Raw genomic sequence first — 25,572 nt, forward strand, 5'->3', positions numbered from 1 at the left:
ATTTCAGTTCGTCCTGCTGTCCGCCGTGCACACGCGCGCGGCGGATGCCGGCCCCCTTTTTGTCGCCACACCGTTTCCCGGAGAATTCCATGAACGCCGCAGTTCCCCAGACCACCCTCGCCCTGCCTACCGCCAAGCTGCTGATCGACGGCGCGTTCGTCGAATCGCAAAGCGCCGAATGGGGCGACATCGTCAACCCCGCGACGCAGGAAGTGATCGGCCGCGTGCCGTATGCGACGCTCGACGAGGTCGATGCCGCGATCGCGTCCGCGCAGCGCGCGTTCCAGACGTGGAAGACGACGCCGATCGGCGCGCGGCTGCGCATCATGCTGAAGTTCCAGGATCTCGTGCGCCGCAATCTCGAACGGATCGCGCACACGCTGACGGCCGAGCAAGGCAAGACGCTGCCCGACGCGCAGGGCGACATCTTCCGCGGCCTCGAAGTAGTCGAGCATGCATGCTCGATCGGCACGCTGCAGCAAGGCGAATTCGCGGAGAACGTTGCGGGCGGCGTCGATACCTACACGCTGCGCCAGCCGATCGGCGTGTGCGCGGGCATCACGCCGTTCAACTTCCCCGGGATGATCCCGCTGTGGATGTTCCCGATGGCGATCGTGTGCGGCAATACGTTCGTGCTGAAGCCGTCGGAGCAGGATCCGCTGTCGACGATGCAGCTCGTCGAACTCGCGATCGAGGCCGGCGTGCCGCAAGGCGTGCTGAACGTCGTGCACGGCGGCAAGACGGTGGTCGACCGCCTCTGCACGCATCCGGACATCAAGGCGATCTCGTTCGTCGGCTCGACGCGCGTCGGCACGCACGTGTACAACCTCGGCAGCCAGCACGGCAAGCGCGTGCAGTCGATGATGGGCGCGAAGAACCACGCGGTCGTGCTGCCCGATGCGCACCGCGAGCAGTCGATCAACGCGCTCGTCGGCGCGGGCTTCGGCGCGGCCGGCCAGCGCTGCATGGCGACGTCGGTCGTCGTGCTCGTCGGCAAGGCGCGCGACTGGCTGCCCGATCTCGTCGAGAAGGCGAAGGCGCTGAAGATCAACGCGGGTCACGAGCCGGGCACGGATGTCGGGCCCGTCGTGTCGAAGGCCGCGCAGGCGCGCATCAAGGCGCTGATCGACGAAGGCGTGAAGGCCGGCGCGACGCTGCTGCTCGACGGCCGCGGCGTGAAGGTGCCCGGCTACGAGCAGGGCAACTTCGTCGGCCCGACGGTCTTTTCGGGCGTGACGACCGACATGTCGATCTACACGGAAGAAATCTTCGGGCCGGTGGTGATCGTGCTCGAAGCCGAGACGCTCGACGAAGCGATCGCGCTCGTCAACGCGAACCCGTTCGGCAACGGCGTCGGGCTGTTCACGCAGAGCGGCGCGGCCGCGCGCAAGTTCCAGAGCGAGATCGACATCGGCCAGGTCGGCATCAACATCCCGATTCCGGTGCCGGTGCCCTACTTCAGCTTCACCGGCTCGCGCGGCTCGAAGCTCGGCGATCTCGGCCCGTACGGCAAGCAGGTCGTGCAGTTCTACACGCAGACGAAGACGGTCACCGCGCGCTGGTTCGACGACGACGCGACGGCCGGCGGCGTGAACACGACGATCGCGCTGCGCTGAGCGAAGGAGCATGCACATGGAAATCGCATTCATCGGGCTCGGCAACATGGGCGGCCCCATGGCCGCCAACCTGCTCAAGGCCGGCCACGCGCTGACGGTGTTCGACCTCGACGCGAACGCGGTCGACGCCGCGGTGCGCGCGGGCGCAACGGCGGCCGGCTCGCCGCGCGACGCGGCCGCGCGCGGCGCGGTCGTGATCACGATGCTGCCGGCCGCGCAGCACGTGCGCGCCGTCTACCTCGGCGACGACGGCGTGCTGGCCGGCGCGCGCGCCGGCGCAACGCTGGTCGACTGCAGCACGATCGATCCCGGCACCGTGCGCGCGGTGGCCGAAGCCGCCGCGCAGCGCGACTTCCCGCTCGCCGACGCGCCCGTGTCGGGCGGCACCGGCGGCGCGCAGGCTGGCACGCTGACCTTCATGGTCGGCGCGCAAGCCTCGCTGTTCGAGCGCATCCGCCCCGTGCTGCTCGACATGGGCAAGAACGTCGTGCATTGCGGCGGCACCGGCACCGGGCAGATCGCGAAGATCTGCAACAACCTGCTGCTCGGGATCTCGATGATGGGCGTATCGGAAGCGATGGCGCTCGGCGCCGCGCTCGGCATCGAGCCGGCCGTGCTGGCCGGCATCATCAACACGTCGACCGGCCGCTGCTGGAGCGCGGACACGTACAACCCGTATCCGGGCGTCAGCGACACCGCGCCGGCCGCGCGCGGCTATGCCGGCGGCTTCGCGGCGAACCTGATGCTGAAGGATCTCGGGCTCGCGACCGAAGCCGCACGAAGCGCGCATCAGCCGGTGTGGATGGGCGCGCTCGCGCAGCAGCTCTATCAGTCGATGAGCCAGCAGGGGCTCGGCGCACTCGACTTCTCCGCGTGCGTGAAGCTGTACGAGGCGCAGCCCGCGTAACCGCCGTAGCCGACGCCGGACGTGCGCCGGCCCGCGATGCGCGTGAACGGCATCGCAGGCCGGATCGCATGCGGGGAAAGGAGAACGCGGGGGCTGGCGGCGCGATAACGCCGCCGGTCGTTCAACCGCGCGGGTTCGATGCGGTCTCGAAGGTCGGATGGCACTCGAACGCGAGTTCGGAGCGCGCGTCGACCCGACGGCCGCCGGTCAGCGACTCCTGCTTCATGCTCGCGCGCATCCCGCGCTGCGTGCAGTAGTTGGTGGCTTCGTTCAAGGCCTTCTCATGGGCGTCGGCCCATGTGGTCGACACGCCCACCGTGCGCGTCGTCACGGTGAACACGTTCGGGTTCGACGTCGCGGTCACGTCGGAAGCGGTCGAACACGCGGCGAGCAAGCATGCGGCAGCCGCGACGGTCAACCATCGCAGGGTTTGAAAAGAGACTGGAATGGACATGAGGGAGAACCGCACGCCGTTCGACGTGCATTGAGCAACATAGGCGACAGTATGCCTGCTCGATCGCCGGAGATCATGCCCCTTTCAGTGAACACATTGTTTCGAATGGTTAAACGATGACCGTCGCAGGCAAGATTTACAGCCGTCGCCACGCCCGCTTTCGTGCGTCGGGTAGTTTTGCCCTGCCGGCGCGCCGGTCAATGCGCGCGTTCGACGGCGCGCACGGGCTCGACGGCTGGCAGTGGCTGTTCCTGCTCGAAGTACTGTCATCGGTGCTGCTCTGCTTCACGGTGCTGCGCTGGCTGCCCAACAGCATCGAATTCGTGCAATGGCTGACCGCCGACGAAATCGTCCCGTTCATGGTGTCGGCCATCGCGCTGGCGATCGCGGTTTCGTCGTCGCACGGCATGTTCGGCACGGTGCTGCTGTTCGCGCTGTTGACATCCTCCCCTGCCGGAAGACAGGAGATTCCTACCGCATCTGGCGCGGGACTGTATGGTTTCGCCGCGTGCATGCTGGTCGGCTGCGCACTCGCGCTTGCCTATCCGGCCAAGCTCGTGAACCGCTAACCCAGCGCGTCGCCCGCGCGCGACGCTGTCCTTTTTACAACCGCGGCAACAGCCCCGCCCGCTTCGCACCGCGCACGCCGCCACACCGGCGCGTGCGCGCTTCCCGCCGTCATCCGCCGCGCAGGCACATCGCTTGCGACATCGACCCGCCCGCCGCCCGGCGGACGGCATCCTTCCCTCAACCGGCGCTGCGCACCGCGCGACCCTTCGCGCGGCGATCCCGCATCGCAAGCAGGTTCCCTGAACGAGAGGACGACATGAAATCAATACGAACGCTGGTAGCCCTGTGCTCGGTCATTTCCGTGCTCGCGGCGTGCGGCGGCGACGGCAACGACGTCGGCACCGAACTCGGCATCTCGAAGCCGCAGGCGCGCTTCATCAACGCGGTGCCGGCCGGGCCGAACCTCGACTACTACCTGAATGCGAAGATCGACCAGGCGGGCGTCGCGTACAAGGGCGTGACGCGCTATCACGACGTCGACTCGGGTACGCAGAACGCGAGCTACGACGTTTCCGGTACGACCACGACCGTCGCCGCGCAATCGTTCAGCGCGGCGAACGGCCATCACTACACGACGGTCGCGCTGCCGAGCACGTCGTCGCCGATCTCCGTGATCGACGATCCGTTCGACAAGGCCCTGCTGTCGGACAAGGCGCGCGTGCGCAGCTTCAACGCGTCGCCGAACGCGCAGAACGTCGACGTGTATGTCGTCCCGCCGGGCACCGACATCACGACGCAAAGCCCGACGCTGGCGGGCGCGGCCTACCAGAACGCAGTGCCGGCATCGACCCAGGATTCGATCTACCTGAACGGCGGCAGCTACCAGGTGATCGTCACGACAGCCGGCAGCAAGGCGCCGATCCTCAAGACCGCGCCGGTCGCCATCAACAACAACGCCGACTGGCTGCTCGTGACGATTCCGTCGGGCGGGATCGGCGACGTAACGCCGAACGATATCCACGTGCTGGTTGCACAAGGCAACGACGCCGATACGTCCGCGCAGGAACTGGGTCCGCAGTAAGGACCGCCAACGGTCGCGGCGGCCGGTGCAGTTGCGCCGGCCGCCGGGCCTCGCACATCGGCGTCAGTCGACGCGCTCGAGACGGATCACATGCTCGGCGCGCGTCCCGTTGCCGTGCTCGATATCGACATCGCCGGTATGGCACACGCGCCAGCCCGGCCGCGTCGCGATCTGCGGCAGGTTGCCGGCGGGCCGGCTCTCGATCCCGCCAAGCCCTTCGTCGGGCGTATCGACCGCGTCGTCGAGCGACGCGTTCGAATAGATCACGTTGTCGTGCCACTCCGACGCGCCCGCGGCGGCTTCCATGCCCTTGCCGTCGACGTCGACCGTGCTGTCGGTCATCGCCATGTTCGCGTTGTCGAGCGTCGGGATCCGGCCGGCCGCGCGCCGCACGGGGTCGCCACTATCGACCGCATTCACGCCACGTTCGATCGGCGGCAGCCCGGTCGGCATCTTCGCGGCGACCGCTTCGGGCGACAGCGGCCGCCGCGCCGATCCGGCGGCCCGGGTCGGCGCATCCGGCTTGTTGCCGCCTGCGGCCGGCGTTGTTTCAGCGCGCTTCGCGCCCGCTTCCTGCTGCTTTTTCGGGGTAGGGTTCGATTCCGCGTTCTGCATCGCACCTCCTGTCCGGCCGGCGTGCGCCGGTTCAAGCGGTCGCCGCCGGTCCGGGAATCGCTACAACGGTCCTTGCAAATCTTTCATGCACACGGCCGCGCGCACGCGCGCCACCCGGCGCACGTGCCAGGCCGGCACGGCACGCTCCATAAGGCACGCCACAAGCGGACGGCGCGGCTTGCGCGCCGTCCGCCCGACCGGTCGGGCGCCCGTCAGCCGCCGCTCGCACCGCCCGGCGCGGAGGCCGCGCCCGGCATGCTCGCGCCGCTGTCGCCGCTGCTTCCGGCCGCTCCGCTGCTCGGCGTGCCCGACGGTGCGCTGGACGGCGCGGCTGACATGCCGCCCGTTGCGCCCGTGTCGGAACTCGCGCCGCCGCCGCTGTCGCTCTTCTTCTGGCAGCCTGCGCCTGCCGCCAGGCCCGCAATCAGGATGCCGGCGAAGACGGCTCGCGATACATGTCGAAATGAATATCGCTGCATGACACCTCCGCTGATGTCGATGTGGATGGAGCCCGCTGACGAGCAATTCGCGTGCCGCATCGGCCACCGCCGCCGCTCGCGCTCCATTCATTTTTCAAATGACGCCCAGCCGAATATTTAATTTCCCCTCACCGCACCGGCCACCCATACTCGCGAACAAATCCGAGACATAACGTCCACGGCGGCCGGGCCGGCGCTGCGTACCCACGCTGCCGGTTTCGCGCCCCGCACATGGAAGGAGACAACGGCGTGCAACTGGAAGCCACTCACCGCCCGGGCATCGTGCTCGGCGCGGACGACGCATCGCATCGAACCGATACGGCCACGCGCGACCCCGCGCTGAGCCCGCGGCTGCACAATCCCGACCTCGCGCCGACCAAGGCCGAGGGCCGGACCTGGGGTCGCTACAGCATCTTTGCGCTGTGGACCAACGACGTGCACAACATCGCCAACTATTCGTTCGCGATCGGGCTGTTCGCGCTCGGCCTGTCGGGCTGGCAGATGCTCGCGTCGCTCGCGATCGGCGCGGTGCTCGTGTACAGCTTCATGAACCTCACCGGCTACATGGGCCAGAAGACCGGCGTGCCGTTCCCGGTGATCAGCCGGATGAGCTTCGGCATCTACGGCGCGCTGCTGCCCGCGATGATCCGCGCGGTGATCGCGATCGCGTGGTTCGGCATCCAGACCTATCTCGCATCCGTCGTGCTGCGCGTGCTGCTCACCGCGATCTGGCCGGGCCTCGCCGCCTTCGACCAGAACGCGATCTTCGGGCTGTCGAAGCTCGGCTGGATCACGTTCGTCGCGATCTGGCTCGTGCAGATCGGCATCCTCACGTACGGGATGGAAATGGTCCGCAAGTACGAAGGACTCGCCGGCCCGGTCATCCTCGTCACGACGCTGTCGCTCGCCGCCTGGATGTTCAGCCGCACGGGCGGCCATCTCGCGATGTCGATCGGCAAGCCGCTGACCGGCCTGAAGATGTGGACGGAGATCTTCGCGGGCGGCTCGCTGTGGCTCGCGATCTACGGCACGCTGGTGCTCAACTTCTGCGATTTCGCGCGCTCGTCGCCGAGCGCGAAGGCGGTGCGCGTCGGCAATTTTTGGGGCCTGCCCGTGAACATCCTCGTGTTCGCGACCGTCAGCTTCGTGCTCGCGGGTGCGCAGTTCAAGCTGAACGGCCAGATCATCCACAGCCCGACGGAAATCATCGCGACGGTGCCGAACAAGCTGTTCCTCGTGCTCGGCTGCCTCGCGTTCCTGATCGTGACGGTCGCGGTGAACATCATGGCGAACTTCGTCGCGCCGGCTTTCGTGCTGACGAGCCTCGCGCCGCACCGCCTGTCGTTCCGACGCGCGGGCCTGATCAGCGCGACGGTCGCCGTGCTGATCCTGCCGTGGAACCTGTACAACAGCCCGATCGTGATCGTCTACTTCCTGTCCGGCCTCGGCGCGCTGCTCGGCCCGCTGTACGGGATCATCACGGTCGACTACTGGCTCGTGCGCAAGCAGCGCGTGAACGTGCCCGACCTCTATACCGAAGCGCCGACCGGCACCTATTTCTACACGCGCGGCGTGAACCGCAAGGCGCTCGCGGCGCTCGTGCCGTCCGCGCTGATCTCGCTCACGCTCGCCGTCGTGCCGGCCTTCAGCGCGATGACGCCGTTCTCCTGGCTGCTCGGCGCGGCCATCGCGGGCAGCGTGTACTGGCTGCTGGCCGATCGCAAACGGCAATACGACGAGCGCTCGGGCGAACCCATCGCGGTCGCCTGCGCCCGACACTGAACACACGCATACGGAGTCACCGATGAGGATCCTGGTAGTCAACGTCAATACGACCGAGTCGATCACCGACGCGATCGCCGCGCAGGCGCAGGCCGCCGCGTCGCCGGGCACGGAGATCATCGGGCTGACGCCGCGCTTCGGCGCGGAGTCGGTCGAAGGCAACTTCGAGAGCTACCTCGCGGCGATCGCCGTGATGGATCGCGTGTTGAGCTACGACGAACCGTACGACGCGGTGATCCAGGCCGGCTACGGCGAACACGGCCGCGAAGGCCTGCAGGAACTGCTGACGGTGCCCGTCGTCGACATCACCGAAGCGGCCGCGAGCATCGCGATGCTGCTCGGCCATCGCTATTCGGTCGTCACGACGCTCGACCGCACGGTGCCGCTGATCGAGGATCGCCTGAAGCTCGCCGGGCTGGACGCGCGTTGCGCATCGGTACGCGCGAGCGGCCTCGCGGTGCTCGAACTCGAAGAGAATCCGGCCCGCGCGATCGAGTCGATCGTCGGCCAAGCGCAGCGCGCGGTGAAGGACGATCACGCGGAAGTGATCTGCCTCGGCTGCGGCGGGATGGCCGGCCTCGACCGGCAGATCGAGGAATGCACGGGCGTGCCGGTCGTCGACGGCGTGTCGGCCGCGGTCGCGCTCGCCGAGTCGCTGGTGCGCCTGAAACTGAAGACGTCGAAGGTCCGCACGTACGCGCCGCCGCGCCCGAAACGGATCGTCGGCTGGCCGGGCACCTTCGTAAAATGATGCGCCGGCGGCGGCGCGCGAACCTGGCGTTGCCGGGAGACCCATCGACATGCGGGATGCTTTAGACCCAGCCCATCTTCTGCGCGACGCGTCCGACGCCATGGATGCGCTCGACGTCCTCGACGCGCGGCTGATGCGCATCCTGCTCGTGCTGCTGACCGAGCGGACCGTGTCGCGTGCGGCCGTGCGCCTGAACATGTCGCAACCGGCGACGAGCGCCGCGCTGAAGCGCCTGCGCACGCTGCTCGGCGATCCGCTGCTGGTGCGCGGCCGCTACGGGATGGTGCCGACCGAATTCGGCGCGCGGCTGATCGAGCCGCTGCGCAACGCGCTGCGCGTGATCGACTTCATCCGCATCCAGCAGCCGACCTTCGACGCGCGCACGTCGGTGCGCACCTACCGGATCGGCTGCCCCGACTACCTGAACGTGCTGTTCGTGCCGAAGCTCGTCGCGCTGTTCCGCGAACGCGCGCCGAACGCGCAGCTCGTGTTCCATCCGCTCGGCGACGGCTTCGACGACGAGCGCGCGCTGGCCGACGGCGAACTCGATGTCGTGATCGACAACCGGCCCGCGCGCCAGTCGCGGTTCCGGCAGGACGACCTGTTCGACGATCGCGTCGTGTGCCTGATGCGCGCGACGCATCCGCTCGCGCGGCGCGGCACGATGACGGCCGCCGATTTCGCGGCAGCGCCGCAGCTGTGCCCGACGCCGTCGTGGCTCGAAGCATCCGGCGCAATCGACCGGCAGCTCGAACGCGTGGGCCTGCAGCGGCGGATCGTCGTCACGCTGCCGCATTTCGAACTCGCCGCGCATGCGCTCGTGCGCTCCGACCTGATCCTGACCACGACGTACCGGCTCGCGCGCCATTACGCGAAGCTGCTGCCGCTCGCCACCGTCGCGCTGCCGGCCGAGCCGCCGGATATCGTGTACCGGATGACGTGGAACGAATCGGGTCCGTGCGTCGACGGCGTGCGCTGGGTGCGCGCGTTGATCGCCGAGGCGACGCGCGGCTGGCTCGATGCCGAGGCCGCGCTGCCGGCCGTGGCGGCGATTGCGGCCGCGGCAACCGTGCAGGTTACGCCCACGCCGGAACCGCCGCGTCTGCCACGTGCGCGCAAGGCCACGCGCTGCCGCGCGTCGCATCAGCCGCGCGTCGCGCGTCATTCGCGCCCCACGACGAAGTCGCACTGAACCGCGAGCGAATCGCCGCGCTCACGCGTCATGTCGTCGCATGCGCATCGCACCGGTCGTCGTGGCATCGCTTGACCCCGCGCTGCGTGCAGCCTGCTCGCGGCGGACACCCGGGCAATCTCGCGCGATCCGCGAACCGGATCGGGCTGCTCCCCGGCCCGCCGCCAATCGAACGTAGGACTGATCCTATTTACCCGCGCCAGTCCGCCCTTGCACAATGCAGTCCAGTGAACGGCCACGCGTCGTCATGCGCTTCTCCAACAACAAACCCTGCCACTGGCAGCACACCGAGGAATTCCCTTGAAAAACACCCTGATCGCCATCACGCTCCCGATCGCACAGCTCGCCAGCTCCGCCGCCCTGGCCGATACGCAGGACTGCGCGACGCGCATCCGTGCGCTGCAAACGCAGATCGACTACGCGAAACAACACGGCAATGCGCAACAGGCGATGCACCAGCAGGCCGCGCTGGCGCAGATCAGGGCGAACTGCACGGACGCGGGCCAGCTCGCACGCGCCGAACGCGAGGTGCGGGATGAGCAGCGCGACGTCGAGAAGGCGCAGGACGAAGTGCGCGAAGCGGAATCGGATGTGCAACAAGCCGAGGCACGCGGCGACGCGGGCAAGATCGCAAAGGCGAAGCGCAAGCTCGCCGACAAGCAGCACAAGCTGCGCGACGCGACCCGCGAACTGCATGACGCCGCAGCCAGTCGCGACGCATTGAAGCGCTGACGCGCCCGATCCGCGCATCGCGCGCGGCATCAGCGTGCCGCGCGAGCGAGCGCGGCCAATTCACAGCGCGTATGCTTTTCATTCCATCCGCATCGGTTGCGCAAGCAACTTGTAGGCAACCGCCGCGCTTGCGAGCGCCAGCACGCCGCTCACGACAAGCGCGCTGGCGAAGCCGCTCGCGAACGCCGCGGGCGCCGCCTGCGCGAGCTTCGCGGCGGCCGACGCCGGCACGCGTTCGAGCGCCTGCGCAAGATCGCCGGCCAGCAGGCTCGACATGAAGCGCGCATCGGCGAACCCGCGCAGGCCGGGCGCGGCGTCGAGCAACGTGTCGAGCCGCGCATGCGTGCTCGCCGCCAGCACCGCGCCGAGCACGCCCACCGCCGTGACGATCGCCGAGAAGCGGGTCGTCGTGCTGATGCCCGATGCCATGCCCGTGCGGTTCGGCGGCACGCACGCCATGATCGCCTTTTGCGTGTCGCCGTTCATGATGCCGGCGCCGCAGCCCGTCACGAACATGCCGAGCGCGACGAGCCGGTAGTCGCCGCTGGCCGTCAGCGCGGCGGTCGCGAGATTGCCCGCGCCGATCAGCGCGAGCCCGCCCGCCAGCACGCCGCCGGACGACACGCGCGCGGCCAGCGCCGCGCCGAGCGACGGGCCGGCAATCATCGCGAACGCGAATGGCAGCATGCCGAGCCCCGCATCGATCGCCGACATCCCGAATGCGTTCTGCAGGTACAGCGGCAGAAACGTCATCATCACCTGCGCGCACGCCGCGTAGCCGAACATCGCGAGCACGGCGCCGACGAAGCGCGGCTGGCGGAACAGCGCGAGGTCGATCATCGGCCGCGCCTGCCAGCGCTCCGCGCCGATGAACGCCGCAAACAGCGCGGCGGCGAGCGCGAGCCGGCCGAGCGTCGCGGCCGACAGCCAGCCGTGCGACGGCGCGCCGATCAGCGCCGCGATCCCGCACGCGAGCGCCGCGCCGAACAGCAGGCTGCCGGCCACGTCCACGCGTTTCGCGTGCGGATCGCGCGATTCGTCGATCGCGACGTGCGCGCCGACCGCGAGCAACGCGCAGACGGGCAGGTTCAGCAGGAACACCCAGCGCCACCCGATCCATTGGGTGATCGCGCCGCCGACGAGCGGCGCGATGGCCGTCGCGATTCCCATGCACATGCCCCAGATCGCCCACGCGCGTGCCCGTTCGCGCCCTTCCGGAAAGCGGTTTGCGATCACGGCGAGTGCGGCCGTCAGCAGCAGCGCGGCGCCACCGCCCTTCACCGCGCGCGCGGCGATCAGCCAGCCGGCCGACGGCGCGACGCCGCAGCCGAGCGACGCGACGAAAAAGAGCGCAAGCCCCGCGCCGAGCATCCGCTTGCGGCCAAAGCGGTCGGCCAGCCCGCCGGCCGGCAGCAGGCACGCAGCGAACGCGGTCATGTACGCGCTCACGACCCATTCGATATCGGCAAAGCTCGCGTGAAAACTGCGCGCGATGCTCGGCAGCGAGACGGCGACGACGTTCGTGTCGAGCACGATCAGCGAACAGGTCGCGGACGCGACGGCGAGCGTCGCAGCGGCCGGCAGGCGGGCGCCCGCGTGCGGGGCGGCAGCCGCGCCCGCGCGCGACGCCGGTGAAGACTGGGACATCGGCAACTCCGGAACAGGATGAACGAGCCGTATGCTAGGCTTGCCCGGTATTGCCTGTCATTGACACTCCAATGCTATTTTATTGACGAAAATTGCAATCATGGACCGGCTCGAATTCCGTCACGTGCGCGCGTTCCTGAGCGTCGCGCAGCACCTGCATTTCGCCCGCGCGGCCGATGCGCTCGACATGGCCCCGCCCGCGCTCACGCGGCAGATCCAGGAAGCCGAACGCGTGCTCGGCGTGCGGCTGTTCCACCGGTCGCGCCGCGCGGTCACGCTGAGCGCGGCCGGCGAGGCCTATCTCGCCGAGGCGAGCGCCGCGTTCGAGCACCTGCAGCGCGGCCGCGAACTCGCCGCGCTGGCCGAGCGCGGCGAACTCGGCCGGATCGAGATCGGCTACGTATCGTCCGCCGTCTATTCGGGCACGCTGCAACGCACGGTCGGCGCGTTTCGTGCCGCGCACCCGCGCATCGAGCTGAACCTGCGCGAAGTGCCGATGGACGACGTCGCGAACCAGCTCGACGCAGGCCGGCTCGATCTCGCGTACGTGCGCCCGCCGCTACCGCTGCCCGGTGGCCTGCGGATCGTCACGCTGCAGCGCGACGTGTTCGTCGCGGCCGTGCCGGCCGATTCGCGCTACGCGTCGATGGCGGCCGTTCGCGCCGCCGACCTCGCCGACGCGCGCTTCGCGGTGCCCGAGCAGGACCGCGGCACGCTCGAAGTCGCGCGCCGCGGCCGCTTCGCGCCGGTGATCGCCGCGCGGCCGGGCGGCTTGCTCGCGGTGCTCGCGTGCGTGTCCGTGAACGGTTGGGTCGCCGTGATTCCCGATGCGCTCGCCGGTTGCGTGTCGCTGCCGGGCGTCGTATACCGGCCGATCGCCGGCAAGCCGATCATGTCGGAACTCGCGCTCGCGCACCGGCGGTTCGAAAAGGCGCCGGCGGTGCGCGCGTTCCTGCGCACGGTGCCGCCGGCCGCGTAACGCGCCCGCGCGCGTCGATACCGGCCGTTCCGGCCGTCGCCGCGCGAATATGCATTCCACGATTCGATGTTTGTCGGCCGGCAACCGATTCCGTAACCTGCCCGGCAGCCGCGCCACGCGTGCGCGGATCACCGAGGACACCCCGCGATGAATCACGCTTCCGACACAGCGCGCCGCCGCGTGCTGCAGCGTCTTGCCGCCCTCGCCGCCGCGCCGCTCGCCGGCGGCATCGCGCTGCCCGCCCGCGCGGCCGGCGCCGACCTGTCGGGCGTCACGCTCGTGCTCGGCGACCAGGCCGGCGGCCTGCGCGCGCTGGCCGAAGCCGCGCGCGTGCTCGACGGCACGCCCTACCGGTTCCGCTGGGCCAATTTCCAGGGCGCCGCGCCGCTGTTCGAGGCACAGCGCGCGGGCGCGATCGATCTCGCACCGGCCGGCGACCTGCCCGTGCTGACAGCCGCGCTCGGCGATCCGTCGTTGCGGATCGTCGCGACCCGCGTCGGCTCGCCGACGTCGCTCGGCATCGTCGTGCAGCCCGATTCGCCGGTCCGCGCCGTCGCCGACCTGAAAGGGCAAACCGTCGTCGTGTCGTCCGCGCGCGGCAGCATCTCGCAATACCAGTTGTACGGTGCGCTGCGCGAACACGGCCTCGCGCCGCGCGACGTCGACGTGCGCTTCGTGCTGCCCGTCGATGCGTTCGCCGCGTTCGAGGCCAGACGGATCGGCATCTGGGCGACTTTCGACCCGTACTACGGGCATGCGGTGCGACGCGGCGCGCGCGTCGTCCGCGACGGCGGCGGCATCAATTCGGGGCTCGCGTTCCTCACCTCGCCGATCGACACGCTCGACGATCGCGCCAAGCGCGCGGCGCTCACGGACGTGCTCACGCGGCTCGCCCGCGCAGGCCAATGGGCGCTCGCGCATCCGGCCGACTACGCGAACGTCTATGCGTCGCTCACGCGCCTGCCGCCCGACGCGGCCACCGACATCGCACGCCGGGCCGCGCTCGCGCAGCGCAGCCTCAGCGGCGCCGACATCGACGTGCTGCAGCGCGTCGCCGATCGTGCGGCGGCGGACGCAATCCTGCCGCGGCGCGTCGATGTCGCGGCGATCGCGATCCGGAATGTGTCTGCCGTATAGAAGGCGCCAGAACCGCCGGACGCCGCATGCGAGGGACAACGCTCAGCGCGGTGTCGACATGTCCAGATCCGGCACGTCGTCGCCGAACGTCGACGCGACGAGCGTGCGCATCGCCGCGACCAGCAGTGTCTGCCCCGTCTGGTTGAACGTGCAGCGCTCGCCCGCCGCCGGCACCGCGCGATGCAGCACGGCCCGCCACGCGCCGCGCCCGCCGTCGCGCTCGAACGCGGCGAACGGCAGGCGCTCGACGATCGGGCCGCCGTCCGCCCACGACAACGACGGCGCGAACGGCGCGGGTGCGCCGCCCGCCGCCCGCACGGCCAGGCAAGCCCCGTCGACGACATGCGGCGCGCCGAGCCCTTCCGCCACCGCCACCCAGTAATCCAGCGCCGCGCCCGCCAGTTCCTGAACTTGCATCGCCGCCTCCATATCCGCCGATAACGCCATGCTAGCCCGTGCGCGCGTCGCCCGGCGGCCTCCGCGCAAACCCGCGCAATCATGCTACGAATCGCCGATTCCTGCGTACAATGACCGAATGCCCGCCATCCGCGCCTGCGGCGGGCGTCCTGGCCAGAAGCAGAAGACTCAACCGACTCCACACGGTGCAGTGCCGACCGGATCGTTCGGGGGACTCATGTCCGTACATGCCAGAAAACCGCTGGTATCGCTCGTCGTGCCGTTTCACGACGAAGACGAAGCGATCGACGCGTTCTTCGCCGAAACCCTTCCCATCCTCGAATCCGTCGAAGCGGTCCGCTTCGAGATCGTCTGCATCAACGACGGCAGCCGGGACCGCACGCTCGACAAGCTGATCGCCATCGCGGCCGATGACCCGCGCGTGCGCGTCGTCGACCTCACCCGCCGCTTCGGCAAGGAAGCCGCGCTCACCGCCGGCCTCGACGAAGCCGCCGGCACCGCGGTCGTCCTGATCGACGCCGACCTGCAGGATCCGCCCGCGCTGATCCCCGCGATGATCGAACACTGGCGCGCCGGCGCCGAGGTCGTCGCCGCGAAGCGCACCGACCGGAGGTGCGACCCGTTCATGCAGCGCGCGGCCGCCGCGCTCTACTATCGCGTGCACAACGCGCTGTCCGAAGTCGACATGCCGGAAAACGTCGGCGATTTCCGCCTGATGGACCGCGAGGTCGTCGACGCGCTGCGCGCGCTGCCGGAGCGGCGGCGCTTCATGAAGGGCCTGTTCGCATGGGTCGGCTATCGCACCGCGATCGTCGAATACACGCGCGCGCCGCGCAGTGCCGGGCGCTCGAAATTCTCCGGCTGGCGGCGCTGGAACTTCGCGCTCGAAGGCATCACGAGCTTCAGCACCGTTCCATTGCGGGTCTGGACCTACGTCGGCCTCGCGTTCGCGATGCTGGCGCTCGTCTATGGCGCGTTCATCGTCGTGCGCACGCTGCTGTTCGGCAACCCCGTGCACGGCTATGCGTCGCTGATTTCCGTCGTGCTGTTCACGGGCGGCATCCAGCTGATCGGCATCGGCGTGATCGGCGAATACCTCGGCCGCATCTATCACGAATCGAAGCAGCGCCCCGTCTATCTCGTGCGACGCCGCTACCGCGCCGAACACCCGGCCGCCGCGCAGCCCGCGCGCCACGGCCCCGCGCATCCGGGCTCGAAGCTGCTGCAGTTTCCGGTGAAGCGCGCGCATGCCGCACGCCGTCGGCCGTCGATGCCGGCGACGGCCGGCCACGCGGTCAGGAAGCTCTCGGTCAAGTAACCCGGCAACCCGGCGCGCGGCACATGGACATCCCCCGCTCATCGATGCAATCGGCAGACCGCCCCGTCCGCGCATGGCTGACGCCCAAGCGGGTGGTCGTGTACAGCGCGTGCGTGCTGGCGCTCGGCGCCGTGTTCGTCTCGATCTGGGCGTCGGTCATCCATCACGCGCCCGGCAGCGGCGCGTCGAGCCCCGGCGCGGACTATTCGGTGTTCTGGGCGGCGTCGTACGCGATGCTGCACGGCGTCCCGTGGCAGGCCTACGATGTCCCGACCTTCTCGCGGCTGTGGGCCGGGATGTTCCCGCACTTCCATCACGAAGGCTTTGTCGCGTGGCTGTACCCGCCGACCTACCTGCTGCTCGTGACGCCGCTGTCGCTGCTGCCCTACGCGGTCGGCTATCCGCTGTTCGTCGCGGTCGGCGTCGGCATGCTCGGCGTTGCCGCATGGTGCGTGTCGGGCCTGGCCGCGATTCCCGGCGCGAAACGGTTCGGCGCGTTCGCGCTGGTCGCGATGCCGTGCGTGTTCGTTACCGCGGCGTTCGGGCAGAACGCGTTCCTCACCGCGTCGTGCGCGGCGCTGGCCGTCTATTGGGCCGACCGCCGGCCGGCCTGGGCGGGCCTTTGCATCGGCCTGCTGTCGGTCAAGCCGCAGATGGCGCTGCTGTTCCCGTTCGTGCTGATCGCCGCGCGCGCGTGGCGCACGTTCGCGTGGGCCGCGCTCGCCACCACCGGGTTCGTCGCGCTGAGCGTGCTGGTGTGCGGGGTCGAGTCGCTGCGCCTGTTCATCGACAGCGCGGGCCTCGCACGTCGGCTCATCCTCGAACACGGCGTCGAATTCTGGTTCGCGTCGCCGGCGCCATTCGCCGTGTTCCGCCTCGCGGGCCTGTCGGTCGGGGCCGCGTACGCGGCGCAGGCGTGCATCGCCGCGATCGCGATCGCGGCCGCGTGCATCGTCTGGGCGAAATCGCGCGACACGCGGTTGCGCGCGGCGGTGCTGGCGGTCGCGACGCTCGCGTCGAATCCGTACGTGTGGCACTACGAGCTCGCGTGGCTCGGCATCCCGATCGCGTGCATGCTCGCGATCGGCTGGCGCGACGGCTGGCTGCGCGGCGAGCAGACCGTGATCGCGCTCATGTGGCTGCTGCCGATCGCCGAATACCTGAACCCGTGGCTGCAACTGCCGCAGATCGGCCCGGCCGTGACGCTCCTCGCGCTCCTCGTGTTGCTGCGTCGCGCGCGGCTCGGCGGTCATAGCGCGAGCTTCGGCGGCCCGACCACGCCGTAGTTCGGCCCCGCGCCGCTTGCCGCCGCGGACACCTTGTAGCCGGCCACGAAGTGTCCGAGGACGTATTTGCCGCTGCCGCCGACCGACGCATCGATCGCGAACGCCGCGAACCCGACGATCGCCACGTAAGAATTGCTCGCGCTTTGCGTGACGACCGGCACCACGACGGTCGTGCCGACCGGCACCGATCCGTAGAGCGCCGTCTTCGCGCCCGGCGCGAGATAGATGCTGTCGCCGATCGACAACTGCGTCGGATTGCCGGTCTGCATCAGCCCCTCGAGCGTCGGCTCGTCGTTCGCGTTTGTCAGGAACGACGTCCAGGTGCCGGCGGAGCACGACGCGCCGTACAGCTGCCCGCTGGTGATCACGACCTCGTACGGCAGGCCGGTCAGCAGATTGACGAGCGGCAGGCCGGTTGCCGCGTTCCAGTAGAGGTCGTAGACGCACTGGTCGACCGCGAGCGGAAACACGCCGCCCGCGCCGATCGCGCCCGGCGACGTGGCGACCGCCACCGCGGTCGCGCTGCCCGACGCGCCGGGAATGCCGAGCAGGCTGCCCAGCAGCAGCGGAATCTTGCCGCCGTTCACATTGGTCGTGCGCGATACGGTGACCTGCACCGCCGGCACGTCGTAGACACCGGGCGTGATGGTCGTCGCCTGCATCGTCGCGGGGCTGCGCGTCAGGTTCCAGTAGCCGGTCGCGACCGTGCCCGTCGACAGGGCCGCGCCGGCCGCCGAATTCAGCGCGACCGCGCCGCTCGCCGCGCTCGCCGCCTGCGACCAGTTCAGCGTCGTCCCGCCGGACGACGCCAGTTTGCTTGCGCCCGCCAGCGCGGCGGCATCGGCCGCGGTCTGCAACTGGTTGCGCACCGTGGCCACCCACGCGACGTCGATCGCCAGCGCGCCGAACGACAGCAGCGGAATCAGGAACAGCAGGAAGAACAGCGCGACCGAGCCTCGCTGCCGCATGCGGGCCGCGCATCGCCGATGCGGGCCGTGCGCTGCCCGCCTTCGCGGGTCGATATCTCGCAGGCCTGCGTCATTCATAAAGCATCACCGAGGTCGCCGTGACCGTGACGGGGCCGGTCAGCGCGCTGAACATGGAACCGAGCACCATCCCCGAATACGTGTAGCTCACCGTCACGGTCAGCGCACTACCCGTCGTCGTGCCGTTCGCCTGGGTGACGGTCACGGTCGGGGCCCTCGCCGTGCCGCCGCTGATGAGGCCGTTCTCCGTGTAGTTGAGCGCGACGTTGGTGATCTGCGTCGCGGTCAGCATCGGCACGCGCACCACCACGCCGGCGCGCGCGGCCTCGCGGCTCGCGTTCGTGATGATCGCCTTGTCGCACAGGATCAGGCTCGTGTCGATGATGCCGAGCAGTACCATCAGCAGGAACGGCAGCATCAGCACGAATTCGAGGGACACGACGCCGCGCGCGCGGCGGGCGAGCGCCGCCCGGCGTGTCATTTTGCGGTTCCCGCGTCCGCATGCGCGCTGCCCGTTCCTGCCGCGCGCGACAGCGGTGCGCCGCCGGCTGCGCGCGACGCGAGCCGCGCACGCACGGCCTGGTAGAAGCGCAGGTTGTCGTCTACGGCCGACGCGGGCAAATCGGCGGACAGCAGTTTCTTCGCCGAATCGGTGTTGCCGAGCACGCCGTACGCGAACGCGAGATTCTGGCGCGCCTGCCACGGCGCGTCGGGCAGGCCGGCGACGTCGAGCAGCACGTTCACGCCCTCGCGCGGCCGGTTGCTCAGCACGAGCGACAACCCGAGGTCGACGCGCAGCCCCTGCGCGTCGGGATGCGCGCGCAGCGCCTCGCGATACACGCCCTGCGCGTCCGCGTGACGGCCCTGCAGATCGAGCACGGTGCCGAGCCCTTCGGCCGCGAGCGGATGGTTCGGCTGCGCGGCCAGCAACTGGCGATACCGCTGCGCGGCCTCGTCGAGCCGGCGCTGCCGCAGCGCGACGCGCGCGAGGCCGAGCTGCGGGCCGAGCTCCGCCGGCGCCTGCTGCTGCGCTTGCGCGTAGAGGATCCGCGCGCGCTCCAGGTTGCCGGTGCGGTAGTTGACGTCGCCGAGGCCGAGGCACGCCGCGAGCGAATCGGGATGCGCGGCGAGCACCTTCTCGTACAGCGTCCCGGCGAGATCGACGTTGCCGCCGGCGAGCGCGCTGTCCGCGATGCGCATCTCCGCCTGCGGATCGTCGCTGCGGTGCGACAGCACCGGGCGCGGTTGAAGGCCCGACGCGCCGCAGCCGGCCAGCACCGGGAGCATGACGGCGCAGAGGAACGCGCGAGCGGCGGGTCGTGTCATCGGAACACCTCGAGCAGGCGGATCGCCGCCGGACCCGCCGCAATCAGGCAGACCGTCGGCAGGATGAACAGCATCATCGGCAGCGTGATCTTCGGCGCGAGTTTCGCGGCCTTCTCCTCGAGCGCGACGATCTGCTCCGTGCGCTCGGTGCGCGACAGGGTCCGCAGCGCCTGCGTGATCGGCGTGCCGAACCGCTGCGACTGGGTCAGCGTCGTCGCGAGCGAGCGCGCCGACGCGAAATTCACGCGCGTCGCGAAATGCCCGAGGGTCGCGGACACATCGCCGCTCAACGTCAGCTCGTCCGCGCACACCGAGAGCTCGTCGGCGAGCGGCGGGCAGATGCGCGCCAGTTCGTGCGCGACGCGGCGCACGCCCGACGCGAGACTGTTGCCGGCCATCGTGCAGATCACGAGCAGGTCGAGTGCATCCGGAAAACACGCGGCGATGATCCGCTGCCGCCGCCGGATCATCATGCCGAGCACATACTCGGGCACGATCACGCCGATCACGAACGCGGCGATCATTGCCAGCGCGCGGATCACGAAGTATTCGCCAAACCGCGGAATGTACGGGCTGAACACGATCGCGGCGAGCGCGAACAGCACGCCGCAGCTCAGCTTGATCCCGATCATCGACGACACCGCGCGGCGCTCGCGAAAACCCGCGCGCGCCAGTTGCAGCCCGAGCTTGGCGCGCTGCATCGGGTCGAGCACGGGCAGCCGCTCGCCGAGTTGCGCGAGGCGCCGCGACAGATCCTGGCGCACTTCGCCCGGCTGCCGGCGCCCGCCCGCCGGCGCCGAAGCGCGCTGCCCGGCCGCCTGCCGCACGCGCGCCGCGATCCGCTGGCGCGTGCCGCCGCCGGGGCGCGCCAGCGCGAACGCGACGCAGGCCAGCAACAGCAGCAGTTCGAAGCCGCGGGCGGCCAGGGTCGACGTCATCATCGCGCGGTATCCAGTCTCGAGATCTTGCGGATCATCAGCAGCCCGATCGCGAGCAGCACGGACGCCACCGTCAGCATCATGTGGCCCGCGTGCGTCGTGAACAGCAGCATGACGTACGACCGGTTCACGAGGAACAGCACCGCGACGATCACGAACGGCATCGCCGAGATGATGTTGGTCGTGATCCGCCCCTCGGCGGTCAGCGCGCGGGTCTTCAGGCGGATGTCGCGGCGCGTGCGGATGATGCTCGACAGCTCGTCGAGCGTCTCGCCGAGGCTGCCGCCGGTTTCGCGCTGCAGCAGCAGGTAGACGGTGAAGAACGAGAAGTCCGCGATCATCAGCCGATCCGCCGTCTGCGTCAGCACGTCCTTGAGATCCGCGCCGACGCGCAGGCTGTCGCCCATCGCCCGGAACGCCGAGCGCACCGGTTCCGCCGCGCCGTCGCCGACCGTGCTGATCGCCTGCGTGATCGGAATGCCCGCGCGCACGGCCCGCACGATCAGGTCGATCGCGTCCGGAAACGCTTCGAGGAAGCGCACGCGGAAGCGCCGGATCAGCGCGAGGTAGCTGGCGCGCATCGCGATCAGCGGCAGCCCGGCGTAGACGAGCGGTCGCAGGAACCCCGGCGGCCCGATCAGCCTGACCGCGACGATCGCCGCGAGCGCGCCGGCGATCGTGCTGGCGACGACGGTCCGCACGCCGCCGTCGCCGGCGACCACGCGCACGCGCGTCACGTACCGCTGCAGCCACGCGCGCGCGCGGCCTTGCCTGCGTTCGAGGCTGAAAAGCGCGATGCCCGATGCGTCGCCCGCGCCCGCTTCGCCGCCGGCGTGCGCTGGCGACAGGCGGTGCAGACGCGCGCGGATGCGCTGCGCCGGCGTGTTGCGCACGCGGTCGAGCAGCGACGACAGGGCGATCCCCAGCGCGAGGATCACGATGAATGCACCGAGCGCGAACAGATCGGCGGTCCTCATTGGCGGAACACCTCGGCGAGCGTGTCCTCGACGCCGTAGTACGCGGCGCGCGCCGCGAACGCCGGCCGCAGCGACGACGCCTCGAACACGCCCTTGACCGCGTCGCGCGTCGTGTCGCCGTCCTGACGGAACGTGAACAGGTCCTGCGTGATGACCACCTCGCCCTCCATCCCGACGATCTCGGTAATCCGCGTCACGCGCCGCACGCCATCGCGCATCCGCTCGACCTGCACGAACAGGTGGACGGCGCTCGCGATCTGGCGCCGGATCGACAGCAGTTGCAGGTTCGCGTTCGCCATCATCACCATGCTTTCGAGGCGGCTGATCGCGTCGCGCGGCGAGTTCGCGTGGATCGTCGTCATCGAGCCGTCGTGGCCGGTGTTCATCGCCTGCAGCACGTCGAACGCCTCCGGGCCGCGGATCTCGCCGAGCACGATCCGGTCGGGCCGCATCCGCAGCGCGTTGCGCACGAGGTCGCGCTGCGAGATCCCGCCGAGCCCCTCGGTATTCTCCGGCCGCGTCTCGAGGCTGACGACGTGCGGCTGTTGCAGCTGCAGCTCGGCGGCGTCCTCGATCGTCACGATCCGCTCGTGCTCCTCGATATGCTGCGACAGCGCGTTGAGCAGCGTCGTCTTGCCCGAGCCGGTGCCGCCCGAGATCACGACGTTCAGCCGGCACACGCACGCGACCTTCAGCGCCTGCAGCATCGCCGGCGAGATGTTGCCCTGCTGCGCCATGCGCGCGAGCGTGATGTCGCGCTTCGCGAACTTGCGGATCGAGATCGACGGGCCGCGCATCGCGACCGGTGGCAGCACGACGTTCACGCGGCTGCCGTCGGCGAGGCGCGCGTCGACCATCGGGCTGCTCTCGTCGACGCGGCGGCCGATCGCCGCCGCGATGCGCTGCGCGACGCTCGTCACGTGCGCGTTGTCGCGAAACTTCAGCGTCGTCAGCTCGAGCCGCCCGGCACGCTCCACGTAGACCTGGTCGGGCCCGTTGACGAGGATGTCGGTGACGGTGTCGTCGGCGAGCAGCGGCTCGATCGGCCCGACGCCGAACATGTCGTTCAGAATCGCGTCGACGATCAGCACCTGCTCGCCGGCCGTGATCTTCAGCTGTTCGCGCTCGACCGTGTGCGCGGCGACCTGCTCGATGCCGGTGCGCACCTCGTCGCGCGTCTTCATCAGCGCCGCCGACATGTTCATCGATGCGAACACCGCCGAGCGGATCGCATCGAACTTGCCGGAGCGGATCAGCGCCTCGTGGCTGTCGGCCGCCGCGCTCGCGCGGGTCGGCATCGGCGTGGGCACGGGCGGGCGCTGCGCGGCCGGGTCCGCGGCGGGCGCGGGGTCCGCCGGCGGCCGGTTTCGGGTACCGAACTTCACGATCCTGTCCTCCACTTGACGAAGCGCGCGTACCACGGCTCGGCAACGGTCGTCGATTCGCCGGTGATGCCGTTCGCGAGCAGCCGGATCTCGTCGACGAAGCCGCGGCGCTTCGCGCTGTCGATCGGCTCGCCGAGGTTTTCCGCGACGGCGAGCGTCTGCGGCTCGTGCGGCAGTTCGTGCAGCTTCACCTGGCCGAACGCGTCCTCGAAATCGGCCGGCTCGACACGCCCCGCGACCGGCACCAGCGGGTTGTTCAGCACCATCGACAGCGTCCGCTCGCCGGGCAGCTCCCGCATGAAACGCGCGAGCCGCGCCGCTTCGTACGCGGCGTGCACCGACCGGTCGGCGACGACGTAGACGAGATCGGACGCTTCGAGCGCGTCCTCGAACAGCGTGCCGGCCCGGTTGCCGACGTCGAACAGCACGTAATGGAAGCGATCCTTCAGCATGTCGACCAGGCGCGTGATCGACGCGTCGCGCAGCGGCGCATCGGCGCCGTACGCCAGCTCGGCCGACAGCACGTGCAGCCGGTCGCCCTTGGTCACGAACATGCGCTCGAACAGCGCGTCGTCCGGCCGCTGGTCCATGTTCAGCAGCTCGATCAGCCCGTTGTTGCTGGACAGCCCGAGCATCGAATTCGCGCCACCGCCGTACAGATTCAGGTCGACGTACGCGACGCGCCGGCGCTTTTCGCCCGCCAGGCAGCGCGCGAGGCTCACCGCGATCGTCGTCACGCCGACGCCGCCGCGCGCGCCGACGAAGCTCACGGTCTTGCCGGTGCGCGCCTGCACGACCGACTCCGTCGCGGTCAGCGCGCGCCGCATCAGCTCGACCGTCAGCGGCTTCACGATGTAGTCCTGCACGCCGATGCCGAGCAGGTTGCGGAACAGCCCGACGTCGTTCTGCATGCCGATCGCAATGACCCGCACCGACGGGTCGCACACGTCGGCGAGCCGCATCAGGTCCGACACCGGCAGCACCGAATCCGACACGTCGACGATGAGCTGGCGCGGCGAGCGTTCGTTCTGCTGCAGCAGGCGGATCGCATCGTCGCAGGTGCCCAGCTGCAGATGCGCGCGCGCGATCGACAGATCCCGCGCGACGCGCCGGATCACGTCCTCGCTGCCGGGATCGGACACGACCGCGACGAGATCCGCCGCTCCGGCGACGGCGGCGCGCTTGGCGTTCTGGCGGGCGAGGACTTTCATGGCGGCTCGCGAATGCGTGGTGAAAATCAGCGACCGGGCGACCCGGTCGTCGTCAGCGTCTTGGCCGACGCCGGCTGCTTGACGCGATCCTCGACGTAGCGGCGCACCGCGCCGGCCGCCACCTCCGCGTCGGCGCCGCCGTACGGCACGGGCGCGACGAGATCCTCGGGCCGCGCGAGCATCGCCGCGAGGTTCCGGTAGGTCGCGCAGCCGAACGGCACGCCCGCGCGCCCGAAGCCCGCATCGACGAGATGGGACGGCTGCATCAGCTTCGCGCAGTCGGGCGGCACCGCGTGCACGCCGTCGAAGCCTATCGACGACGCATCGGGCAGGTTGATCGGCGGCGGCGCGGACAGGCATCCGGCAAGCGCCAGCGGTATCAGCGTGGAAACGATGGTTCGAATGCGCATGAGCCGCTCCCCGAAGTCAGTAGACGAAGCCCGCGGCACCGACGAGGCGCGGCGTGTCGCCCGACAGCAGGTCGAGCCCGAGATTGCGCTGCACCGCGAACTCCAGATCGCTGCTCGGCCGCGCGACGGTGTCGATCGCCTGCTCGAGCTGGCCGGGCCCGGTCGGCTGCACGATGTATGGCGTGACGATCACGACCACCTCGGTCTTGTTGTCCTGGAAATTCTTCGACGAAAACAGCCGGCCGATGATCGGCAGCCGGCCGAGCCCCGGGATCTGCGACACGGTGTCGGCCGTCTGGCTCTGCAGCAGCCCGCCGATCGCGAAGCTCTGCCCGCTCGACAGCTCGACCGTCGTCTCGACGCGTCGCACGGTGAGCGCCGGCACCCTGATGCTGCCCGTCGTCACACTGTTGCTCGCGTCGACCTCGCTCACTTCCGGCCGCACTTTCAGGCTGATGCGGTTGTCGGAGAGCACGGTCGGCGTGAAGTCGAGCGATACGCCGAACGGCTTGTACTCGACCGTGATCACACCCGTGTTGCCGCTCTGCGCAACCGGGATCGGAATCTCGCCGCCCGCGAGGAAGCTCGCCGTCTCGCCCGACATCGCGGTCAGATTCGGCTCCGCGAGCATCGTGATCAGCCCTTCCTGATCGAGCGCGTCGAGCACGACGTCGATCGACCAGCGTCCCGCGCGGAAGCCGCCGAGCACCGAGAATGCGCCGGTCGGCGACAGGTTGAACAGGCCGTTCGTCGGGTCGAACAGCGTGCGCCCGTTGAACAGACCGCCGACGAAGTTGCCGGCGGCGCCGAGAGAGCTCCAGTTGATGCCGAGCTGCTGCGTGATGTTGCGGCTCACCTCGGTCACGCGCACGCGCAGGTTGACCTGGATCGGCCGCGACAGCGTGAGCCGGTTGACGATCTTCTCCTTGTCGTGCAAGTACGGCGCGAGCGACTGCATCACGGCGTCCGCGTCGGCCGGGCTCGGCACCTTGCCCGACACCATCAGCGAGCCCGGCGCGCCGGACACGGACAGCTTCATCTGCGGGAAGCGGCTGTCGAGCACGCCCTGCAGCGACGCGGTGTCGACCTGCACGATCACCGTCTTGCGCAGGATCGGCCGATGGTTTGCCCCCAGCGCGATCAGCGTCGTCGTGCCGGCCTTCTTGCCGAACACGAACACGGTGCGCGGCGACGGCACCTGGACGTCGGCGATGGTCGGATCGGCGACGAAGATCGCGCTCGCGGGCTCCGGCAGCGACAGCATGTCGCCCTTGCCGGTCGCGATCGACAGCGGCGCGCCGGCGTCCGGCGCGCGCGTGCCGTGCGTGACTTGCGCAAGCGCGACGCCGGGCGCGGCGATGCAGGCCACGCACCACAGAGCGATCCAACGAACCATGCGCACCATGCGTTTTCCTGTCGTCCCGCCTTCCCGTCAT

The 25,572-nt window shown here is 69.8% G+C and carries 26 protein-coding genes; 13 read left to right on the plus strand and 13 right to left on the minus strand.

Annotation, left to right across the window (positions count from 1 at the left end; translation table 11 throughout):
* Positions 1-89: 89 nt before the first annotated feature.
* Positions 90-1,616 (plus strand): CoA-acylating methylmalonate-semialdehyde dehydrogenase, encoded by a 1,527-nt coding sequence (locus CUJ89_RS26300; RefSeq protein WP_114180281.1) that lies wholly within the window; start codon positions 90-92, stop codon positions 1,614-1,616.
* Between the two features lie 16 nt (positions 1,617-1,632).
* Positions 1,633-2,523, plus strand: coding sequence for a 3-hydroxyisobutyrate dehydrogenase (mmsB, locus tag CUJ89_RS26305; protein WP_114180282.1), 891 nt, complete (start codon positions 1,633-1,635; stop codon positions 2,521-2,523).
* Between the two features lie 121 nt (positions 2,524-2,644).
* On the opposite strand, the gene CUJ89_RS26310 is transcribed toward mmsB, so the two are convergent.
* Entirely contained in the window at positions 2,645-2,977 is a 333-nt protein-coding gene (locus CUJ89_RS26310) for a hypothetical protein (RefSeq protein ID WP_114180283.1), read from the minus strand.
* 200 nt (positions 2,978-3,177) lie between these two features.
* Between CUJ89_RS26310 and CUJ89_RS26315 the strand changes: the two genes are divergently transcribed.
* Together CUJ89_RS26315 and CUJ89_RS26320 are read left to right on the plus strand one after the other, a co-directional pair.
* Positions 3,178-3,546: a hypothetical protein gene (locus CUJ89_RS26315; RefSeq protein ID WP_114180284.1), complete on the plus strand. Its 369-nt coding sequence runs from the start codon at positions 3,178-3,180 to the stop codon at positions 3,544-3,546.
* A 257-nt stretch (positions 3,547-3,803) separates the two neighbouring features.
* On the plus strand, positions 3,804-4,568 hold the full coding sequence (locus CUJ89_RS26320; protein WP_114180285.1) for a DUF4397 domain-containing protein: 765 nt from the start codon (positions 3,804-3,806) through the stop codon (positions 4,566-4,568).
* Between the two features lie 63 nt (positions 4,569-4,631).
* Here CUJ89_RS26320 and CUJ89_RS26325 read toward each other — a convergent pair whose 3' ends face one another.
* The gene (locus CUJ89_RS26325) at positions 4,632-5,183 is read right to left on the minus strand and encodes a DUF3005 domain-containing protein (RefSeq protein WP_114180286.1); all 552 of its coding nucleotides are present in this window, start codon (positions 5,181-5,183) and stop codon (positions 4,632-4,634) included.
* A gap of 255 nt (positions 5,184-5,438) precedes the next feature.
* Between CUJ89_RS26325 and CUJ89_RS38635 the strand changes: the two genes are divergently transcribed.
* The 5 genes from CUJ89_RS38635 (at position 5,439) to CUJ89_RS26355 (ending at position 10,119) form a co-directional block, all read left to right on the plus strand.
* The gene (locus CUJ89_RS38635; protein WP_236654961.1) at positions 5,439-5,783 is read left to right on the plus strand and encodes a hypothetical protein; all 345 of its coding nucleotides are present in this window, start codon (positions 5,439-5,441) and stop codon (positions 5,781-5,783) included.
* Between the two features lie 110 nt (positions 5,784-5,893).
* Complete coding sequence (locus CUJ89_RS26340) at positions 5,894-7,444, plus strand: NCS1 family nucleobase:cation symporter-1 (RefSeq protein ID WP_114180287.1); 1,551 nt, start codon at positions 5,894-5,896, stop codon at positions 7,442-7,444.
* Positions 7,445-7,466: 22 nt separating this feature from the next.
* Complete coding sequence (locus CUJ89_RS26345; protein ID WP_114180288.1) at positions 7,467-8,195, plus strand: aspartate/glutamate racemase family protein; 729 nt, start codon at positions 7,467-7,469, stop codon at positions 8,193-8,195.
* Between the two features lie 49 nt (positions 8,196-8,244).
* On the plus strand, positions 8,245-9,387 hold the full coding sequence (locus tag CUJ89_RS26350; RefSeq protein WP_114180289.1) for a LysR family transcriptional regulator: 1,143 nt from the start codon (positions 8,245-8,247) through the stop codon (positions 9,385-9,387).
* A 300-nt stretch (positions 9,388-9,687) separates the two neighbouring features.
* A complete protein-coding gene (locus tag CUJ89_RS26355) occupies positions 9,688-10,119 on the plus strand; it encodes a DUF1090 family protein (RefSeq protein WP_114180290.1) in 432 nt (143 codons plus the stop codon).
* A gap of 78 nt (positions 10,120-10,197) precedes the next feature.
* Here the strand turns inward: CUJ89_RS26355 and CUJ89_RS26360 are convergent, their stop codons facing one another.
* A complete protein-coding gene (locus tag CUJ89_RS26360) occupies positions 10,198-11,766 on the minus strand; it encodes an MFS transporter (protein WP_114180291.1) in 1,569 nt (522 codons plus the stop codon).
* A 100-nt stretch (positions 11,767-11,866) separates the two neighbouring features.
* Here CUJ89_RS26360 and CUJ89_RS26365 point away from each other — a divergent pair, with 100 nt between their 5' ends.
* Positions 11,867-12,745: a LysR family transcriptional regulator gene (locus CUJ89_RS26365; RefSeq protein WP_114180292.1), complete on the plus strand. Its 879-nt coding sequence runs from the start codon at positions 11,867-11,869 to the stop codon at positions 12,743-12,745.
* A gap of 147 nt (positions 12,746-12,892) precedes the next feature.
* Entirely contained in the window at positions 12,893-13,882 is a 990-nt protein-coding gene (locus CUJ89_RS26370; protein ID WP_114180293.1) for an ABC transporter substrate-binding protein, read from the plus strand.
* Between the two features lie 42 nt (positions 13,883-13,924).
* Here the strand turns inward: CUJ89_RS26370 and CUJ89_RS26375 are convergent, their stop codons facing one another.
* Entirely contained in the window at positions 13,925-14,299 is a 375-nt protein-coding gene (locus CUJ89_RS26375) for a phage protein NinX family protein (protein ID WP_114181569.1), read from the minus strand.
* Positions 14,300-14,516: 217 nt separating this feature from the next.
* Between CUJ89_RS26375 and CUJ89_RS26380 the strand changes: the two genes are divergently transcribed.
* Together CUJ89_RS26380 and CUJ89_RS26385 are read left to right on the plus strand one after the other, a co-directional pair.
* Positions 14,517-15,617 carry a glycosyltransferase family 2 protein gene (locus CUJ89_RS26380; protein WP_114180294.1) on the plus strand — a complete coding sequence of 367 codons (1,101 nt, stop codon included), beginning with the start codon at positions 14,517-14,519 and terminating at the stop codon, positions 15,615-15,617.
* A gap of 23 nt (positions 15,618-15,640) precedes the next feature.
* Positions 15,641-16,903, plus strand: coding sequence for a glycosyltransferase family 87 protein (locus CUJ89_RS26385; RefSeq protein WP_114180295.1), 1,263 nt, complete (start codon positions 15,641-15,643; stop codon positions 16,901-16,903).
* On the opposite strand, the gene CUJ89_RS26390 is transcribed toward CUJ89_RS26385, so the two are convergent.
* The 9 genes from CUJ89_RS26390 to CUJ89_RS26430 all read right to left on the minus strand — a co-directional run bounded on the left by CUJ89_RS26390 (position 16,867) and on the right by CUJ89_RS26430 (position 25,541).
* The gene (locus CUJ89_RS26390; RefSeq protein ID WP_236654962.1) at positions 16,867-17,871 is read right to left on the minus strand and encodes a pilus assembly protein TadG-related protein; all 1,005 of its coding nucleotides are present in this window, start codon (positions 17,869-17,871) and stop codon (positions 16,867-16,869) included. The genes CUJ89_RS26385 and CUJ89_RS26390 overlap by 37 nt on opposite strands.
* A gap of 70 nt (positions 17,872-17,941) precedes the next feature.
* Positions 17,942-18,370, minus strand: a complete 429-nt coding sequence (locus CUJ89_RS26395; RefSeq protein WP_114180297.1) for a TadE/TadG family type IV pilus assembly protein — start codon at positions 18,368-18,370, stop codon at positions 17,942-17,944.
* On the minus strand, positions 18,367-19,215 hold the full coding sequence (locus tag CUJ89_RS26400; RefSeq protein WP_114180298.1) for a tetratricopeptide repeat protein: 849 nt from the start codon (positions 19,213-19,215) through the stop codon (positions 18,367-18,369). Before CUJ89_RS26400 ends, CUJ89_RS26395 begins: the two co-directional genes overlap by 4 nt.
* Complete coding sequence (locus tag CUJ89_RS26405; RefSeq protein ID WP_114180299.1) at positions 19,212-20,156, minus strand: type II secretion system F family protein; 945 nt, start codon at positions 20,154-20,156, stop codon at positions 19,212-19,214. The genes CUJ89_RS26400 and CUJ89_RS26405 overlap by 4 nt, the downstream gene beginning before the upstream one ends.
* A complete protein-coding gene (locus CUJ89_RS26410) occupies positions 20,153-21,130 on the minus strand; it encodes a type II secretion system F family protein (protein ID WP_114180300.1) in 978 nt (325 codons plus the stop codon). Before CUJ89_RS26410 ends, CUJ89_RS26405 begins: the two co-directional genes overlap by 4 nt.
* Positions 21,127-22,515, minus strand: a complete 1,389-nt coding sequence (locus CUJ89_RS26415; RefSeq protein WP_114181570.1) for a CpaF family protein — start codon at positions 22,513-22,515, stop codon at positions 21,127-21,129. Before CUJ89_RS26415 ends, CUJ89_RS26410 begins: the two co-directional genes overlap by 4 nt.
* The gene (locus CUJ89_RS26420; protein ID WP_114180301.1) at positions 22,512-23,726 is read right to left on the minus strand and encodes an AAA family ATPase; all 1,215 of its coding nucleotides are present in this window, start codon (positions 23,724-23,726) and stop codon (positions 22,512-22,514) included. Before CUJ89_RS26420 ends, CUJ89_RS26415 begins: the two co-directional genes overlap by 4 nt.
* 26 nt (positions 23,727-23,752) lie before the next feature.
* A complete protein-coding gene (locus CUJ89_RS26425; protein ID WP_114180302.1) occupies positions 23,753-24,136 on the minus strand; it encodes a CpaD family pilus assembly lipoprotein in 384 nt (127 codons plus the stop codon).
* Between the two features lie 16 nt (positions 24,137-24,152).
* Complete coding sequence (locus tag CUJ89_RS26430; protein ID WP_114180303.1) at positions 24,153-25,541, minus strand: type II and III secretion system protein family protein; 1,389 nt, start codon at positions 25,539-25,541, stop codon at positions 24,153-24,155.
* Between the last annotated feature and the right edge of the window lie 31 nt (positions 25,542-25,572).

The organism is Burkholderia pyrrocinia (assembly GCF_003330765.1).
Classification (GTDB): Bacteria; Pseudomonadota; Gammaproteobacteria; order Burkholderiales; family Burkholderiaceae; genus Burkholderia; species Burkholderia pyrrocinia_B.

Excerpts from the sequence above, each read along its gene's own strand:
- CUJ89_RS26310 (WP_114180283.1), bottom strand. The coding sequence starts at position 2,977 with ATGTCCATTCCAGTCTCTTTTCAAACCCTGCGATGGTTGACCGTCGCG.
- CUJ89_RS26350 (WP_114180289.1), top strand. The coding sequence starts at position 8,245 with ATGCGGGATGCTTTAGACCCAGCCCATCTTCTGCGCGACGCGTCCGAC.
- CUJ89_RS38635 (WP_236654961.1), top strand. The coding sequence starts at position 5,439 with ATGCTCGCGCCGCTGTCGCCGCTGCTTCCGGCCGCTCCGCTGCTCGGC.
- CUJ89_RS26375 (WP_114181569.1), bottom strand. The coding sequence starts at position 14,299 with ATGCAAGTTCAGGAACTGGCGGGCGCGGCGCTGGATTACTGGGTGGCG.
- CUJ89_RS26430 (WP_114180303.1), bottom strand. The coding sequence starts at position 25,541 with ATGGTGCGCATGGTTCGTTGGATCGCTCTGTGGTGCGTGGCCTGCATC.
- CUJ89_RS26325 (WP_114180286.1), bottom strand. The coding sequence starts at position 5,183 with ATGCAGAACGCGGAATCGAACCCTACCCCGAAAAAGCAGCAGGAAGCG.
- CUJ89_RS26365 (WP_114180292.1), top strand. The coding sequence starts at position 11,867 with ATGGACCGGCTCGAATTCCGTCACGTGCGCGCGTTCCTGAGCGTCGCG.
- CUJ89_RS26395 (WP_114180297.1), bottom strand. The coding sequence starts at position 18,370 with ATGACACGCCGGGCGGCGCTCGCCCGCCGCGCGCGCGGCGTCGTGTCC.
- mmsB (WP_114180282.1), top strand. The coding sequence starts at position 1,633 with ATGGAAATCGCATTCATCGGGCTCGGCAACATGGGCGGCCCCATGGCC.
- CUJ89_RS26400 (WP_114180298.1), bottom strand. The coding sequence starts at position 19,215 with ATGACACGACCCGCCGCTCGCGCGTTCCTCTGCGCCGTCATGCTCCCG.
- CUJ89_RS26410 (WP_114180300.1), bottom strand. The coding sequence starts at position 21,130 with ATGAGGACCGCCGATCTGTTCGCGCTCGGTGCATTCATCGTGATCCTC.
- CUJ89_RS26360 (WP_114180291.1), bottom strand. The coding sequence starts at position 11,766 with ATGTCCCAGTCTTCACCGGCGTCGCGCGCGGGCGCGGCTGCCGCCCCG.
- CUJ89_RS26380 (WP_114180294.1), top strand. The coding sequence starts at position 14,517 with ATGTCCGTACATGCCAGAAAACCGCTGGTATCGCTCGTCGTGCCGTTT.
- CUJ89_RS26425 (WP_114180302.1), bottom strand. The coding sequence starts at position 24,136 with ATGCGCATTCGAACCATCGTTTCCACGCTGATACCGCTGGCGCTTGCC.
- CUJ89_RS26315 (WP_114180284.1), top strand. The coding sequence starts at position 3,178 with ATGCGCGCGTTCGACGGCGCGCACGGGCTCGACGGCTGGCAGTGGCTG.
- CUJ89_RS26340 (WP_114180287.1), top strand. The coding sequence starts at position 5,894 with ATGGAAGGAGACAACGGCGTGCAACTGGAAGCCACTCACCGCCCGGGC.
- CUJ89_RS26300 (WP_114180281.1), top strand. The coding sequence starts at position 90 with ATGAACGCCGCAGTTCCCCAGACCACCCTCGCCCTGCCTACCGCCAAG.
- CUJ89_RS26405 (WP_114180299.1), bottom strand. The coding sequence starts at position 20,156 with ATGATGACGTCGACCCTGGCCGCCCGCGGCTTCGAACTGCTGCTGTTG.
- CUJ89_RS26345 (WP_114180288.1), top strand. The coding sequence starts at position 7,467 with ATGAGGATCCTGGTAGTCAACGTCAATACGACCGAGTCGATCACCGAC.
- CUJ89_RS26320 (WP_114180285.1), top strand. The coding sequence starts at position 3,804 with ATGAAATCAATACGAACGCTGGTAGCCCTGTGCTCGGTCATTTCCGTG.
- CUJ89_RS26385 (WP_114180295.1), top strand. The coding sequence starts at position 15,641 with ATGGACATCCCCCGCTCATCGATGCAATCGGCAGACCGCCCCGTCCGC.
- CUJ89_RS26420 (WP_114180301.1), bottom strand. The coding sequence starts at position 23,726 with ATGAAAGTCCTCGCCCGCCAGAACGCCAAGCGCGCCGCCGTCGCCGGA.
- CUJ89_RS26390 (WP_236654962.1), bottom strand. The coding sequence starts at position 17,871 with ATGCGGCAGCGAGGCTCGGTCGCGCTGTTCTTCCTGCTGTTCCTGATT.
- CUJ89_RS26370 (WP_114180293.1), top strand. The coding sequence starts at position 12,893 with ATGAATCACGCTTCCGACACAGCGCGCCGCCGCGTGCTGCAGCGTCTT.